Source organism: Streptomyces chromofuscus (assembly GCF_015160875.1).
GTDB lineage: Bacteria > Actinomycetota > Actinomycetes > Streptomycetales > Streptomycetaceae > Streptomyces > Streptomyces chromofuscus.
The window spans coordinates 7279540-7294097 of sequence record NZ_CP063374.1; the positions used below are offsets into that span (position 1 = coordinate 7279540).

General features: G+C 72.4%; 12 protein-coding genes and 1 pseudogene. 10 read left to right on the forward strand and 3 right to left on the reverse strand.

What is annotated here, in order from left to right; genetic code table 11:
- Nucleotides 1-106 precede the first annotated feature (106 nt).
- Nucleotides 107-919, forward strand: coding sequence for an SAM-dependent methyltransferase (locus IPT68_RS32625; RefSeq protein WP_189700123.1), 813 nt, complete (start codon nt 107-109; stop codon nt 917-919).
- On the forward strand, nt 916-3057 hold the full coding sequence (locus IPT68_RS32630) for a putative bifunctional diguanylate cyclase/phosphodiesterase (RefSeq protein ID WP_189700122.1): 2142 nt from the start codon (nt 916-918) through the stop codon (nt 3055-3057). Before IPT68_RS32625 ends, IPT68_RS32630 begins: the two co-directional genes overlap by 4 nt.
- A gap of 246 nt (nt 3058-3303) precedes the next feature.
- Here IPT68_RS32630 and IPT68_RS32635 read toward each other — a convergent pair whose 3' ends face one another.
- Nucleotides 3304-4188: a LysR family transcriptional regulator gene (locus tag IPT68_RS32635; RefSeq protein ID WP_189700121.1), complete on the reverse strand. Its 885-nt coding sequence runs from the start codon at nt 4186-4188 to the stop codon at nt 3304-3306.
- Nucleotides 4189-4307: 119 nt separating this feature from the next.
- Here IPT68_RS32635 and IPT68_RS32640 point away from each other — a divergent pair, with 119 nt between their 5' ends.
- The 5 genes from IPT68_RS32640 (at nt 4308) to IPT68_RS32660 (ending at nt 9493) form a co-directional block, all read left to right on the forward strand.
- Nucleotides 4308-4979 carry a succinate dehydrogenase gene (locus tag IPT68_RS32640; RefSeq protein WP_189700180.1) on the forward strand — a complete coding sequence of 224 codons (672 nt, stop codon included), beginning with the start codon at nt 4308-4310 and terminating at the stop codon, nt 4977-4979.
- Between the two features lies 1 nt (nt 4980).
- Nucleotides 4981-6927: a fumarate reductase/succinate dehydrogenase flavoprotein subunit gene (locus IPT68_RS32645; protein WP_189700120.1), complete on the forward strand. Its 1947-nt coding sequence runs from the start codon at nt 4981-4983 to the stop codon at nt 6925-6927.
- Entirely contained in the window at nt 6924-7673 is a 750-nt protein-coding gene (locus IPT68_RS32650; RefSeq protein ID WP_189700119.1) for a succinate dehydrogenase/fumarate reductase iron-sulfur subunit, read from the forward strand. Before IPT68_RS32645 ends, IPT68_RS32650 begins: the two co-directional genes overlap by 4 nt.
- A gap of 240 nt (nt 7674-7913) precedes the next feature.
- Complete coding sequence (locus tag IPT68_RS32655) at nt 7914-8687, forward strand: GNAT family N-acetyltransferase (RefSeq protein ID WP_189700118.1); 774 nt, start codon at nt 7914-7916, stop codon at nt 8685-8687.
- Nucleotides 8687-9493: a lysophospholipid acyltransferase family protein gene (locus tag IPT68_RS32660; RefSeq protein WP_189700117.1), complete on the forward strand. Its 807-nt coding sequence runs from the start codon at nt 8687-8689 to the stop codon at nt 9491-9493. Before IPT68_RS32655 ends, IPT68_RS32660 begins: the two co-directional genes overlap by 1 nt.
- 616 nt (nt 9494-10109) lie before the next feature.
- Here the strand turns inward: IPT68_RS32660 and IPT68_RS32665 are convergent.
- Nucleotides 10110-11108, reverse strand: coding sequence for an LLM class flavin-dependent oxidoreductase (locus IPT68_RS32665; protein WP_189700116.1), 999 nt, complete (start codon nt 11106-11108; stop codon nt 10110-10112).
- 346 nt (nt 11109-11454) lie between these two features.
- Here IPT68_RS32665 and IPT68_RS32670 point away from each other — a divergent pair.
- Nucleotides 11455-12234: pseudogene (locus IPT68_RS32670) on the forward strand (TROVE domain-containing protein); the annotation flags it as partial.
- A 21-nt stretch (nt 12235-12255) separates the two neighbouring features.
- Nucleotides 12256-12747: a phosphatase domain-containing protein gene (locus IPT68_RS32675; RefSeq protein WP_189700114.1), complete on the forward strand. Its 492-nt coding sequence runs from the start codon at nt 12256-12258 to the stop codon at nt 12745-12747.
- A gap of 9 nt (nt 12748-12756) precedes the next feature.
- Here the strand turns inward: IPT68_RS32675 and IPT68_RS32680 are convergent, their stop codons facing one another.
- The gene (locus tag IPT68_RS32680) at nt 12757-12972 is read right to left on the reverse strand and encodes a dodecin (RefSeq protein ID WP_189700113.1); all 216 of its coding nucleotides are present in this window, start codon (nt 12970-12972) and stop codon (nt 12757-12759) included.
- A gap of 220 nt (nt 12973-13192) precedes the next feature.
- Between IPT68_RS32680 and IPT68_RS32685 the strand changes: the two genes are divergently transcribed.
- Nucleotides 13193-14452 (forward strand): extracellular solute-binding protein, encoded by a 1260-nt coding sequence (locus IPT68_RS32685; protein ID WP_189700112.1) that lies wholly within the window; start codon nt 13193-13195, stop codon nt 14450-14452.
- Nucleotides 14453-14558 lie beyond the last annotated feature (106 nt).

Consider the following 14558-nt stretch of genomic DNA (forward strand, 5'->3'; position numbering starts at 1 on the left):
AGTGACCGGGAACGGATGGTCAATTTCCGTTTCGGGTCGCTCCGTTGGCGGGCGATCAGTAGCCTCTGCTCGAACACCGGATCGCCTACGCCGCCTGGAGAGATAGATGGAGCGTCCCGCCTGGGCTCCACGGAGCATCGACATCTCGGTGCCGAGTGTCGCGCGGATCTACGACTACTACCTGGGCGGTTCGCACAACTTCGAGGTCGACCGGGAGGCGGCCCGCAGGGCCATGGAGTTCATGCCGGGCCTGCCGAAGATCATGCAGGCGAACCGGGCCTTCATGCGCCGCGCGGTGCGCTACGCGGCCGGTGAGGGCATCACGCAGTTCCTGGACGTCGGCTCGGGCATCCCGACGTACGGCAACGTCCACGAGGTGGCCCAAACGGCCAGCCCCGGCGCACGAGTGGTCTACGTCGACCACGACCCGGTCGCGGTCGCGCACAGTGAGGCCGTTCTCGAAGGCAACGAGCACGCGGGTGTGGTCGCCGCCGACCTGCGCAAGCCCCAGGACATCCTGTCCAGCCCGCGGGTGCAGCAACTGATCGACCTGAAGCGGCCGGTGGCGCTGCTGCTCGTTGCCATACTGCACTTCGTGGAGGACGCGGACGACCCGTACGGCGCGGTGGCGCAACTGAGCGACGCACTCGCGCCCGGCAGCATGCTGGTTCTCACGCATGCCTCGTACGAGGGAATCCCGGTGCCACCCGAGCGGGCGGGTGGCGCGGTCGACGTATACAAGGACCTCCGCAACCCGCTGATCATGCGCTCGCGCGAGGAGATCGCGCGGTTCTTCGAGGGGTACGACATGGTGGAACCGGGACTTGTGCCGATGCCTGTCTGGCGGCCGGACACCGCGCCGGAGGACGAGGATCCGTATGCCTTCTCCGGTTTCGCGGGCGTGGGGCGTACGGCGTGAGCGCGGAGCCGGACGGGCCGGAGGACAGACTGCGGCGGTTCGCGACGATCTGGAGCCGGGCGGTCTACCCGGCCACCTCGACGTCGCTGACCAGAGCGGAGTTCGAGGAGCTGCTGCTGCCGGTGGCCCGCAGACTGAGCGCGGCACTGCGCGCACGGACCTTCGACGCGGTCGAGGGCCGTGCGGTCGGCGCCGCCCTGATCGACGCGCACTGCACCGACCCCGAGGCGCTCAGCCGGGCCCTGGACTGCGTCGAGGCCTACCTGGTGCTCTACTGCGGTGACGACGGCCCCCAGGAGGACCTGAGGGCTCGCTCGGCACGGCTGCAGCACGCCATGGCCGCCGGGTTCGCCCAGGCGCTGCGCGAGCGGACCCTGGCCGAGCAGGAGTCCATCGCACAGGCCGCGCTGCGGGCCCAGGGCGTCGTGGCGCAGGCGCTGCATGCCAGCGAGGCCCGCTTCCGCGCGGTGTTCGAGGGCGCGGCCATAGGCATCGGCATCGCCGACCTCGAGGGCAACGTCCTGGAGGTCAACGGCGCGCTGATGCGCATGTTCGGCGGCTCCGAGAACAACGTGCGCGGCCGCAACGTCCGCGACTGGACGCACGCCGAGGACGCCCCCCAGGTCTGGCGGCTCTACGAGGAACTGGTGCGCGGCGAACGCGAGCACTACCACGTGGAGAAGGCCTTCTACCGGCCCGACGGAACGGTCCTGTGGACCAACCTCACCGTCTCCCTGCTGCGCGACCCCGACGGCAGACCGCAGTACCAGCTCGCGCTGATGGAGGACACCACCGAACGGCGGCTGCTCAACCTCCGGCTGCGCTACGAGGCGACCCACGACGCCCTCACCGGACTGCCCAACCGCACCCTCTTCTTCGAACGCCTGGAGAAGGCCCTCGGCGCGGGCGAGGGCCAGCGCTTCGGCCTGTGCTACCTCGACCTCGACGGCTTCAAGACGATCAACGACAGCCTCGGTCACGCGGCGGGCGACCGGCTGCTCGTCGAGGTCGCCGACCGGCTCCAGGCCTGCGCCACCGCGCCCGGCGAGATGGTCGCCCGCCTCGGCGGCGACGAGTTCGTGGCGCTCACCACCGGCCCCGACACCCAGCGCGAGGTCGACGAACTCGCCGTCCGGATCATGAACGCGCTGGTCGCCCCGATCTGCGTGGACGGCCGGGAGCTGACCGTGCGCGGCAGCATCGGCGTCGTCGAGGGCGCGGCGGGGGAGCGCAGCGCGGCGGAGGTGCTGCGCAGCGCCGACATCACGATGTACCGGGCCAAGTCGGCCGGCGGGAACCGCTTCGAAGTGGCCGACGCCGAGGCCGACGCCCGCGCCATCACCCGCAACGGCCTGACCACGGCGCTGCCGACGGCGCTGGAGCGGGGCGAGTTCTTCATCGAGTACCAGCCCCTGGTCCACCTCGGCGACGGCAGCGTCCGCGGCGCCGAGGCACTGGTGCGCTGGCTGCACCCGCAGCACGGCGTCCTCGGGCCCGACCGCTTCATCCCGCTGGCCGAGCACACCGGGCTGATCGTTCCGCTGGGCCGCTGGGTCCTGGAGCAGTCGGTGCGCCAGGCCCGCCACTGGCGGGAGCGCCACGCCGGTGCGGCCTCCGCGCCGCTGCGCATCAACGTCAACCTCTCCCCCTGCCAGCTCACCCATCCCGGCCTGGTCCAGGACACGGTCGACATCCTGGAGGCGGAGGGCGTCGCGCCCGACGCCCTCTGCCTGGAGGTCACCGAGTCCGCGCTGATCGGCGCCGACGACGACCTGCTCAAGCCGCTGCGCCGGCTGGCCGAGATGGGCGTCGACATCGCCCTGGACGACTTCGGCACCGGCTACTCCAACCTGGCCAACCTCCGCCGCCTGCCGGTGAGCATCCTCAAGCTGGACCGCTCCTTCACCCAGAGCATGCAGCAGTTCCCGGCCGACCCCGTCGACCTGAAGATCGTCGAAGGCATCGTCTCCCTGGCCCACAGCCTCGACCTCGCGGTCACGGTCGAGGGCGTGGAAACGGGCGCCCAGGCCGAACAGCTCCGCGTACTCGGCTGCGACACGGCCCAGGGCTGGTACTACGCCCGCCCGGGCCCCCCGGAGCGCCTCCACGACCTGGCAATGGCCGACGCAACGCCCTGAGCCGCGACGCCCTCAGGGGCGCGGGGAACTGCGCGCCCAGGCCGAACAGCTCCGCATACTCGGCTGCGACACGGCCCAGGGCTGGTACTACGCCCGCCCGGGCCCCCCGGAGCGCCTCCACGACCTGGCAATGGCCGACGCAACGCCCTGAGCCGCGACGCCCTCAGGGGCGCGGGGAACTGCGCGACCAGCCACAGGCGACCCGCACTCCCGCGCGGCGCCGCAGCACAACGGCGCTACCGGCCCTCACCGCTCGAGAAGCATCCGCTGCAACTCCCGAGCGGCCCGAGGCGGAGCCACGTCGCTGCGGTGGGCCAGCGCGATCGTGCGATGCAGTCCGGGCGGGGCCAGCGGAGTGACCCGCAGGCCCCGCCCGGACCGCGCCGCCACCATGCGCGGAACGACGGCGACCCCCAGGCCCGCCCGCGCGAACCCCAGCACGGCGTCCATCTCGCCCCCCTCCACCGCGAAGTCCGGCTCGAAGCCCTCGGCGCGACACGCGGCGACGGTCAGCTCCCGCAGGTCGTACCCGTGCCGGAACATCACCAGCCGCTCGCCCTCCAGGTCCGCGATCCGCACGGTCCGCCGCCCCTCGCCCGGCCGCGGCGCCTCCGGGGACGACACCAGCACCAGGTCCTCTCGCAGCAGCTCCACCGTCGTCAGCGCCGGCGACGGCGTCGGCAGCGGCAGGACGACGAGGGCGAGATCGAGCGCGCCGCGCGCGAGAAGCCGTACGAGGTCGTGCGAGCCGCCCTCCTCGATCAGCAGCCGGATCCCCGGATAGCGGTCGTGGAAGGCGCGCAGCACGTCCGGCAGCAGACCCGTGCACAGGCTCGGCGTGGCCCCCAGCCGCACCCGGCCCCGCCGCAGCTGCACCAGCTCCTGCACCTCGTACCGCGCGGTGTCCGCGTCGGCCAGGATGCGGCGGGCCAGCGGCAGCAGCGCCTCGCCCGCGTCGGTGAGGGTGATGTTCCCGCGCGCCCGCAGGAACAGATCGGCCCCCAGCTCCCGCTCCAGCGCCTTGATCTGCTGCGAGAGCGACGGCTGGGCGACGTGCACGAGATCGGCGGCCCGGGTGAAGTGGCGGGTCTCGGCCACCGCCACGAAGTACTGGAGCTGCTGGAACTGCATGCAGCCAGCATAGGCCTGCCCTATGGAATCAAGCCGGACCATGTCTTGGACTGATGAGTTCGCCTCCGCATACGGTGCCGGACATGGCTCTGGCAACGCGGACGGACCGACGGCCGTCCATGGCGCGCACGATGTGGGACAGCTCCGTCGGCAAGAAGACCGTGATGGCGGTCAGCGGCTTGATCATGCTGCTGTACCTGGTCGTCCACATGATCGGCAACCTCAAGATCTTCTTCGGCCCCGACGAAATCAACCACTACGCCCACTGGCTGCGCACGCTCGGTGAGCCGTTCCTGCATTACGAGTGGGCCCTGTGGCTGGTCCGGATCGTCCTCGTCGTCGCGGTCGTCGCCCACGCCGTCTCCGCCTACCAGCTGAGCCGCCGCGACATCAAGGCGCGCCCCAGCAAGTACGTGCACAAGAAGCCGCGCGCCTCCTACGCGACGCGCACCATGCGCTGGGGCGGGATCATCCTCGGCCTGTTCATCGTCTGGCACATCCTCGACCTGACCACCGGCACCGTGCACCCCGGCGGCTACGAGCACCTGCACCCGTACCAGAACATCATCGACACCTTCTCGACCTGGTACGGCAACGTGATCTACATCGTCGCGGTGCTCGCCGTCGGCCTGCACGTCCGGCACGGCTTCTGGAGCGCCGCCCAGACCCTCGGCGTCGGCAGCCGCACCCGCGACCGCGCCCTGAAGATCACGGCCAATGTCCTCGCGTTGCTGCTCACGGCCGGTTTCCTCGCCGTACCCGTGGGCGTCATGACCGGAGTGGTGAGCTGAGATGACCTACACCGAGTACGCGACCGGCGAGCCGGTCGTCGACACCAAGGCCCCCACCGGGCCGATCAACGAGCGCTGGGACAAGCGCCGCTTCGAGGCGAAGCTCGTCAACCCCGCCAACCGGCGCAAGCACACCGTGATCGTGGTCGGCACCGGCCTCGCGGGCGGCTCCGCGGGTGCCACGCTCGCCGAACAGGGCTACCACGTCGTCCAGTTCTGCTACCAGGACTCCCCGCGCCGGGCCCACTCCATCGCCGCGCAGGGCGGCATCAACGCGGCGAAGAACTACCGCAACGACGGAGACTCGATCCACCGGCTGTTCTACGACACCGTCAAGGGCGGCGACTTCCGGGCCCGCGAGTCCAACGTGCACCGGCTCGCGCAGATCTCCGTCGAGATCATCGACCAGTGCGTGGCGCAGGGCGTGCCGTTCGCGCGGGAGTACGGCGGTCTGCTCGACACCCGCTCCTTCGGCGGTGTGCAGGTGTCGCGGACGTTCTACGCCCGTGGCCAGACGGGCCAGCAGCTGCTGCTCGGCGCCTACCAGGCCCTCAGCCGGCAGATCGCCGCGGGCAACGTCGAGATGCACCCCCGCACCGAGATGCTCGACCTGATCGTGGTCGACGGGCGGGCGCGCGGCATCGTGGCCCGGGACCTGATCACCGGGAAGATCGACACGTACTTCGCGGACGCGGTCGTCCTCGCCTCCGGCGGCTACGGCAACGTCTTCTACCTGTCGACCAACGCGATGAACTCCAACGCCACCGCGATCTGGCGGGCGCACCGGCGCGGCGCGTACTTCGCCAACCCCTGCTTCACCCAGATCCACCCCACCTGCATCCCGCGCACCGGCGACCACCAGTCGAAGCTGACCCTCATGAGTGAGTCGCTGCGCAACGACGGCCGTATCTGGGTGCCGAAGGCCCGGGGCGACCAGCGGCCCGCGCACCAGATCCCCGAGGACGAGCGCGACTACTACCTGGAGCGGATCTACCCGTCCTTCGGCAACCTCGTCCCCCGCGACATCGCCTCCCGCGCCGCGAAGAACGTGTGCGACGAGGGCCGCGGCGTCGGTCCCGGCGGGCAGGGCGTCTACCTGGACTTCGCGGACGCGATCAAGCGGATGGGCCGCAAGGCCGTCGAGGCGAAGTACGGCAACCTGTTCGACATGTACCAGCGGATCACCGACGAGGATCCGTACCAGGTGCCGATGCGGATCTACCCCGCCGTGCACTACACGATGGGCGGCCTGTGGGTCGACTACGACCTGCAGACGACCATCCCGGGCCTGTTCGCGATCGGCGAGGCCAACTTCTCCGACCACGGCGCGAACCGTCTCGGCGCCTCCGCCCTGATGCAGGGCCTCGCGGACGGCTACTTCGTGCTCCCGGCGACCATCAACGACTACCTGGCGCGCCACCCGCACCAGGGCCCGGTCACCGACGAGCACCCGGCCGTCCAGGAGGTGCTGGCCGAGACCGAGGACCGGATCAACCTGCTCCTCGCCGTCGACGGCGACCGCACGCCCGACTCCTTCCACCGCGAGGTCGGCGAGCTGATGTGGGAGTTCTGCGGCATGGCCCGCACCGACTCCGGGCTGCGCAAGGCCCTGGAGCGGATCCCGCAGATCCGTGAGGAGTTCTGGCGGCGGATCAAGGTCCCGGGCACCGGCGAGGAGTTCAACCAGTCGCTGGAGAAGGCCAACCGCATCGTCGACTACCTGGAGCTCGCCGAGCTGATGTGCCTCGACGCGCTGCACCGCTCCGAGTCCTGCGGCGGCCACTTCCGTGAGGAGTCGCAGACCCCGGACGGCGAGGCCGCCCGCAAGGACGACGAGTTCTCGTACGCCGCCGCCTGGGAGTTCACCGGCACCGGCGAGGCGCCCGTCCTGCACAAGGAAGACCTGGTCTTCGAGTACGTCCACCCCACCCAGCGGAGCTACGCATGAAGCTCACCCTGCGCGTCTGGCGGCAGAAGAACGCCGACGCCGACGGCACCATGTCCACGTACGAGGTGGACGGCATCTCACCCGACATGTCGTTCCTGGAGATGCTCGACACGCTCAACGAGGAGCTCATCCTCAAGGGCGAGGACCCGGTCGCCTTCGACCACGACTGCCGCGAGGGCATCTGCGGCGCCTGCTCGCTCGTGATCAACGGCGACGCGCACGGCCCCGAGCGCACCACCACCTGCCAGCTGCACATGCGGTCCTTCCAGGACGGCGACACGATCGACATCGAGCCGTGGCGGGCCGCCGCCTTCCCGGTGATCAAGGACCTGGTCGTCGACCGGTCCGCGTTCGACCGGATCATCCAGGCCGGCGGCTACATCACCGCCCCGACCGGCTCGGCGCCCGAGGCGCACGCCACACCGGTGCCGAAGCCGGACGCCGACTTCGCCTTCGAGCACGCCGAGTGCATCGGCTGCGGCGCCTGCGTGGCCGCCTGCCCGAACGGCGCGGCGATGCTGTTCACCTCCGCCAAGATCAACCACCTGAACGTGCTGCCGCAGGGCGCGCCGGAGCGCGAGACGCGCGTGCTGAACATGGTGGCGCAGATGGACGAGGAGGGCTTCGGCGGCTGCACCCTCACCGGGGAGTGCGCCACCGCCTGCCCCAAGGGCATCCCGCTGATGTCCATCACCGGCATGAACAAGGAGTGGCTGCGCGCCACCCGCAAGGCGGCCGGGAAGTGATGCCGCCCAGGCAGGAGAGACGTTCGCCGTAAGGGTGCGGACGGGCGGGACCGGGAGTGGTGCTCATCCCCGGTCCCGTCTCGCTTTCCGGACCACCCCGGGCATTCAACATCCGCACATCCCCGCTCCGGCCACAGGTCACGCACACGCCAACCGGCATAGGAAGAACTGTGGCGGCAGGCCGAACGACCCGGCCCGCCCGCTGCCGTCGTCGAACCGGCCCGTGACCAGGAGTGTGCCATGACCGGCGTTTCCACCCTCGACCGTCCTCCGCAGCCAGCGGCACCCACCCGCTACACCGTCACCCTCGCCCGCGACGAGGACGACGTGCGAGCGGCGCAGAAGCTGCGGCACGACGTCTTCGCCGGCGAGATGGGCGCGATGCTGACCACCCCCGAGCCGGGGCTCGACATCGACCCCTTCGACGCGTACTGCGACCACCTGCTGGTCCGTGACACGCTCACCGGCGAGGTCGTCGGCACCTACCGGCTGCTGCCGCCCGAGCGCGCCGCCGTGGCAGGCCGGCTGTACTCCGAGGGCGAGTTCGACCTGTCCCGCCTCGACCCGATCCGCCCCGGCCTCGTCGAGGTCGGCCGCTCCTGCGTCCACCCGGACCACCGCGACGGCACCGTGATCGGCCTGATCTGGGCGGGGATAGCGCGGTACATGGTCGACCGCGGCCACGAGTGGCTGGCCGGCTGCTGCTCCGTCCCGCTCGCCGACGGCGGCGCCGTCGCCGCGGCCACCTGGGACCGGGTGCAGGCCAAGAACCTCGCCCCCGAGGAGTACCGCGTACGGCCGCTGCTGCCGTGGTCCGCGGACGGCGTGGCCCGCCCCTCCGGGCGCACCGACCTCCCGCCGCTGCTGCGCGGATACGTCCGCCTGGGCGCCTGGGTGTGCGGCGAGCCCGCGCACGACGCCGACTTCGGCGTCGCCGACCTGTACGTGCTGCTGTCGATGCGCCGGGTCAACCAGCGCTATCTGAAGCACTTCCTTTCGCTCGTCCCGGCCTGATGAGCGTCTGGCTGCCCAGCGCGCCCTGCACCCCCAGGGCGTGCGTGGAGCCCGCGGGACGGGGCGCGGCCACGTTGCCGGCCGTGCTGCGGCTCACCGCGGTGCTGGTGCTGCTGCTGGGCGGGATCACGCTGCTGCCGCTCGGCCGGCGCGTCCCCGCCCGATGGGTGCGCCGGTGGGCCCGGACGATCGCGTGGGCCGCGGGCGTCCGGGTCCGTATCACCGGCTCGGCCGCGCCCACCGGTGGCCTGCTCCTGGTCGCCAACCACATCTCCTGGCTGGACATCCCGCTGCTCGCGTCGGTCCGCCCGGCCCGGATGATCGCCAAGACGGAGATACGGCAGTGGCCCGTCGCCGGTCCGCTGGCCGCGAGCGCCGGCGTCGTGTTCATCGAACGGGACCGTCTGCGCGCCCTGCCGACCACGGTCGCGCACATCGCCGACCTGCTGCGCTCGGGGGCCGCCGTCGGCGTCTTCCCCGAGGGCAGCACCTGGTGCGGACGCGCCCAGGGCACCTTCCGCCGGGCCGTGTTCCAGGCCGCGCTGGACGCCGGGGTCCCCGTCCAGCCGGTCCACATCCACTACCGCCTCGCGGACGGCCACGCCAGCACGGCCCCGGCCTTCGTCGGCGAGGACTCCCTGCTCACCTCCCTGTGGCGGGTGGCGACGGCGCGCGGTCTGGTCGCCGAGGTTCAGGTGCGGGAGCCGATCATGCCGGGTACGGTCCCCGACCGTCGGTCCCTGGCCCGCGCCGCCCAGCCGGCCGTGACCGCGCAGCCGGGCTGGACCCACGTGCCGGCGTCGTAGGCGTCGCCCACCGACGACACCCCGGTGGGTCCGCGCCGCCCGGCGCCGGCGGCCCGGCCCCGGGGCCCCGGAGCCCGACGACCTGCCCGCCGCGGGCCGCAGGCGCGCGGGCCGAGGTCGCGCGCCCCGGCCCGCCGCGCCGACCCGATCCGGACGACAGGGCCCGGGCGAGGCATCCCGGGCCCGGTCGTTCCAGGCCTTTTCGGTCGCCGGATGTTCACCGGCGGCCGGGCGCCTGCTCCCTGCCGGCCGCTCACCAGTGGCCGGGGGCCTGCTCCCTGCCGGCCGCTCACCAGTGGCCGGGGGCCTGCTCCCTGCCGGCCGCTCACCAGTGGCCGGGGGCCTGCTTCCTGCCGGAGGTTCACCGGCGGCCGGGCGTCTGCTTCCTGCCGGAGGTTCACCGGTGGCCGGGCGCCCGTTCCCCGCCGGTCGGAAGTGCACGGGTCAGACAGGGCGCCGTCCGGCATGGGGACGGACTCCGGCCTTCGGCTCTGGCTAGGGGACAAACCCCGCGATTCTATGCGAGCGGACCAGGTGGCACCCGGTGACGGGCGCGGGGCGCGGGTGGACGCCGTCGACGGGGCGGCGGAGGTCCGGCCGGAACCCCGGGGCCGGGCTACGCGTGGACGATCCCGGCGAGCCGCCGGTAGGAGTCCAGCAGCGCCTCGCGGTCGTACGTGCTGGTCGTGACGAGCACCTCGTCGGCGCCCGTCTCCTTCAGTACCGTCTCCAGTTCGTGCGCGACCTGCTCCTCGGTGCCCGCGATGTGGCCGGTCAGGCCGGACTCGTAGAAGCCGCGTTCCTTGTCCGTCATGCTCAGCCGCTCCACGCGCCCGGCGGGCGGCAGCGGCGGGAAGGTGCCGTGCGTGCGGGAGTACGCCATCGACCAGGCCTCGGGGATCAGCAGCCGCCGGGCCTCCTCGGGGGTGGCGGCCACGGCGACGGTCCCGGAGATGACGACGTACGGCTCCCGCGCCCACGCGGACGGGCGGAAGCGGGTGCGGTAGAGGTCGATGCCGCGCCGCATCCTGTCCCGGTCGCGCAGGTCGCCGATGACCATCGGCAGGCCCCCGCGCGCCGCGATCGCGGCGCCCTCGCCCATGGCGAGCACGAACGGCGGCACCGCCAGGCCCTCCGCGGGACGGGCGTGGACCCGTGTCGGCGAGGTGCCGCGGAACCACCCCAGCAGCTCCTCCAGCTGGGCGGCGAAGTCCTCGGCGTCGTCCTTTTCCCGGCCCAGCGCCTTGCGCACACCGTCGGTGAAGCCCACCGACCGGCCGAGCCCCATGTCGACCCGGCCCGGGAAGAGGGACTCCAGCACGCCGAACTGCTCCGCGACCACCAGCGGTTGGTGATTGGGCAGCATCACCCCGCCGGTGCCCACCCGGATCGTCCGGGTCGCGCCGGCCACGGCGGCGGCCAGCACGGTCGGCGCGGAACCGGCGACGCCGGGGACGCCGTGGTGCTCCGACACCCAGAAGCGGTGGTATCCGAGCGCCTCCAGCTCCCGCGCCAGCCCGACGGTGTCACGCAGCGCCTCCGGGGCGGTGTGCCCCTCGCGGGTGCGGGAGCGGTCGAGCACGGAGAAGGGGGTCGAGGCGATCACGGAGGTCACACAGGAGTCAACGCCTCGGGCCGCCGGGCATTCCCGCCGCACCGACCGCGCCGGCCGCTATCAATTCGCTGGCACGCTCGCGCCGCGCCGATCTACGGTGAGGCCACGACCTCGCACCTCCCGGTGCGCCGGCTACGGGTACTTCCTCGACACGAGCACCCCGTCGCCGAAACAGACCTCGGGAGGCGCGAGGGCCGGTGTGCCCGGTGCGCCGGTCACGCGTTCTTCGTGGTTCGACTCCATGCAGGCCCACGCGAGGGCCTGTCGCCCCGTGGGGGCAGCGCGTCGCCTCCTGGATCTCGGGCACCCCGGACTTCTCACCGTCGCCGTGCACTGAGAGGTGCTCATCTCCCGCTTCGACTCCCCTACCAGCTCGCTTGGTTCCGTACCCGCCCCGTCCGCGCCCGTCACCACCACCGGTGAGAGCACCACCGCCCACCAGGGCGGCGCGGCCTTCGTGCGGGACGCGCGCAGCGAGCTGTTCCTGCCGGCGGTCGTCACCATGGTCGGCCAGGAGACCTTCCACGAGCCGGCCGGCCTGCGGGACTCCCGATTCCGCGCCCTGGTCCGGCAGTCGGCCGTCGAGGACCCCGAGTGGACCGCCGGCCTGCTCGGCTGGCTGCGCGGGGCGGCCCGGACACGGACGGCGTCCCTGGTCGGCGCAGCCGAGTTCGCGCACGCCCGGCTCGCGGCCGGCCTGTCCGGCCACTCACGGCAGGTCGTCGACGCGGTGCTCCAGCGGCCGGACGAGCCCCGCGAGCTGCTCGCGTACTGGACCTCGCACCACGGCCGCGCCCTTCCGAAGCCGGTCAAGCGGGGTTGTCGCCGACGCCGACGGCGGCTCTACGACGGCAGGGCGCTGCTGAAGTACGACACCGCGTCCAAGCGCTTCCGCTTCGGGGACGTGCTCCACCTGGTGCACGCGGCGCCGGACCCCGCCAAGCCGTGGCAGGGGGAGCTGTTCCGGTACGCCCTGGACCGGCGTCACCACCCGGACCGTGCCGTTCCGCCCGCCTCCCAGCGCGTCCTGACCGCGCACCGCGCGCTGACGGCGCTGCCGGCCGAGGAACGGCGGGCCGTGCTGACCGCCCCCGACGGCGCGGAACGGCTGGCGGCGGCGGGCATGCCGCGCCACTAGGGTGGGCGTGTGACAGTTCGTGACGAACGCCCGGTGGCCGTGTTCGACCTCGACAACACCCTCGCCGACACGGCCCACCGGCAGCACTTCCTGGAACGCAAGCCACGTGACTGGGACGGCTTCTTCGCCGCCGCTCCCGCGGACCCGCCGCTCGCCGAGGGCATCGCGCTGGTGCGGGAGAGCGCCGGGGAGTGCGAGATCGTGTATCTCACCGGGCGGCCCGAGCGGTGCCGGCAGGACACGCTCGACTGGCTCGCCGCCCAGGGACTGCCCGAGGGGCGGGTCCACATGCGGCGCGACGCCGACCGCAGGCCCGCCCGGCACACCAAGCTGGAGATCCTGCGCCGGCTCGCGCGGACCCGTGCGATCCGGGTGCTCGTGGACGACGACGAACTGGTCTGCGAGGACGCGGAGCGGGCCGGTTTCACCGTCGTGCGGGCGCGCTGGGCGACCCCCTCCGCCGAACTCAAGGTGGCGCAGGAGCGCGAGGGGCGGACCTGACGGGTCGGGTCACTCGGCGTCGTCGAGACGGAAGCCGACCTTCATGCAGACCTGCCATTGCGCGATCTGCCCGTTGTCCAGCCGGCCCCGCACCTCCGTCACCTCGAACCAGTCGAGGTTGCGCAGCGTCTGCGAGGCGCGGCTGATGCCGTTGCGGATGGCCTGGTCCGCACCGTCGGGCGAGCTGCCGACGATGTCCGTGACCCGGTAGGTGTGGTTCGTCATGCGGGTACTCCTCTCCGCGCGCTGACGGCGGCGTCGCGTGTGTCGCGCGTCACTCCACCGTGCCCCAAGCAGCGGGGGAGCGCGAGGCGTCGGCCGCCTTTCCGGAACCGCTTGACCTCCGCATTGGTCCATACCAAAATCCAGACACCCGTACGAGCCGCGGCTCGTTCCCCCCACGTCGGGCCCTTTCCCCCTGTCCGCCAGACAGAACAGGACCGCCGTGAAGCTTCGTCTCCCCGCCCTCGCCTGCGTGTCGGCCTCCCTCCTCGTCGGGTGCGCGCTCGTACCGTCGAACGGGACCGAACGGCGCACGGTCACCGTGTGGTTGATGAAGGACAGCGCCTCGGCGGAGTTCCTGGAGCGGTTCACCGAGGAGTTCGAGCGCACGCACGACGATCTCGACCTCGACATCCGCATCCAGCAGTGGACCGGCATCGGCGAGAAGGTGCAGGCCGCGCTGGAGGCCGACACCCCCGACGGGCCCGACGTCGTCGAGGTCGGCAACACCCAGGTCCCGCAGTACGTCGACGGCGGCGGCCTGCTCGACCTGACGCTGGAGTCGCTGCGGGACTGGGGCCTGCGCGACTGGCTGCCCGGCCTCGCCGAACCGGGCCGGCAGCGGTCCACGCAGTACGGCATCCCGTGGTACGCGGCGAACCGCGTCGTCATCTACCGCAAGGACCTGTTCGAGCGGGCCGGGATCACCCGTCCGCCGAGGACCCGCGACGAATGGCTCGCGGCCACCGAGACGCTCGACTCCGATGGCAACCAGGGCATCTACCTGGCCGGGCAGGACTGGTACACGCTCTCCGGGTTCATCTGGGACGAGGGCGGCGACCTCGCCCGGGAGGACGGCGGCGTCTGGACCGGCACCCTGGACACCCTCGCGGCCCTGCGCGGCATGGACTTCTACCGCCGGCTCCAGGCGCTCGGCGAGGGCCCGGTCGACGCCGACGAGGAACACCCGCCGCAGGCCGGGGTGTTCGCCGAGGGCAAGGTCGCGCAGATCGTGGCCGTACCGGGCCAGGCCCGGGCGATCGTCCGGCAGAACCCCGCCCTCGAGGGCGAACTCGGCTTCTTCCCCGTTCCCGGCAAGTCCGCCGACAAGCCCGGCGCGGTCTTCACCGGCGGCTCCGACCTCGTTATCCCCCAGAACACCGACCAGCGCGACGGCGCCGTCGCCGTCGTCGAGGAACTCACCGGCGCCAAGTGGAACACCGAACTGGCCCGGACCATGGACTACGTGCCCAACAAGACGACCCTCGCCGGGGCCGTCGCGGACGAGGAGGGGGTCGCCGCCATGGCGGCCGGGGCCGCGCAGGGGCGGGCGACCCCGAGCACGCCCGAGTGGGCGGCCGTCGAGGCGGACAACCCGATCAAGGAGTACATGACCAGGGTGCTCACCGGCGCCGACCCGGCGGCGGAGGCCCGCCGCGCCTCCCGGCGGATCACCGAGGCGCTGGCGGTCCCCCTCGGCTGAACGGCCGACGGCGCCCGAGGAGACCGCCGACACCCGCCGCGGACACCGGGCCACCGCACGACCCCGCTGCCGGCTCCCTTGCCGAGTCGCTGCTCTGCCGCCCGAG

Excerpts from the sequence above, each read along its gene's own strand:
- IPT68_RS32625 (WP_189700123.1), top strand. The coding sequence starts at position 107 with ATGGAGCGTCCCGCCTGGGCTCCACGGAGCATCGACATCTCGGTGCCG.
- IPT68_RS32635 (WP_189700121.1), bottom strand. The coding sequence starts at position 4,188 with ATGCAGTTCCAGCAGCTCCAGTACTTCGTGGCGGTGGCCGAGACCCGC.
- IPT68_RS32640 (WP_189700180.1), top strand. The coding sequence starts at position 4,308 with ATGGCGCGCACGATGTGGGACAGCTCCGTCGGCAAGAAGACCGTGATG.
- IPT68_RS32645 (WP_189700120.1), top strand. The coding sequence starts at position 4,981 with ATGACCTACACCGAGTACGCGACCGGCGAGCCGGTCGTCGACACCAAG.
- IPT68_RS32650 (WP_189700119.1), top strand. The coding sequence starts at position 6,924 with ATGAAGCTCACCCTGCGCGTCTGGCGGCAGAAGAACGCCGACGCCGAC.
- IPT68_RS32655 (WP_189700118.1), top strand. The coding sequence starts at position 7,914 with ATGACCGGCGTTTCCACCCTCGACCGTCCTCCGCAGCCAGCGGCACCC.
- IPT68_RS32660 (WP_189700117.1), top strand. The coding sequence starts at position 8,687 with ATGAGCGTCTGGCTGCCCAGCGCGCCCTGCACCCCCAGGGCGTGCGTG.
- IPT68_RS32680 (WP_189700113.1), bottom strand. The coding sequence starts at position 12,972 with ATGACGAACCACACCTACCGGGTCACGGACATCGTCGGCAGCTCGCCC.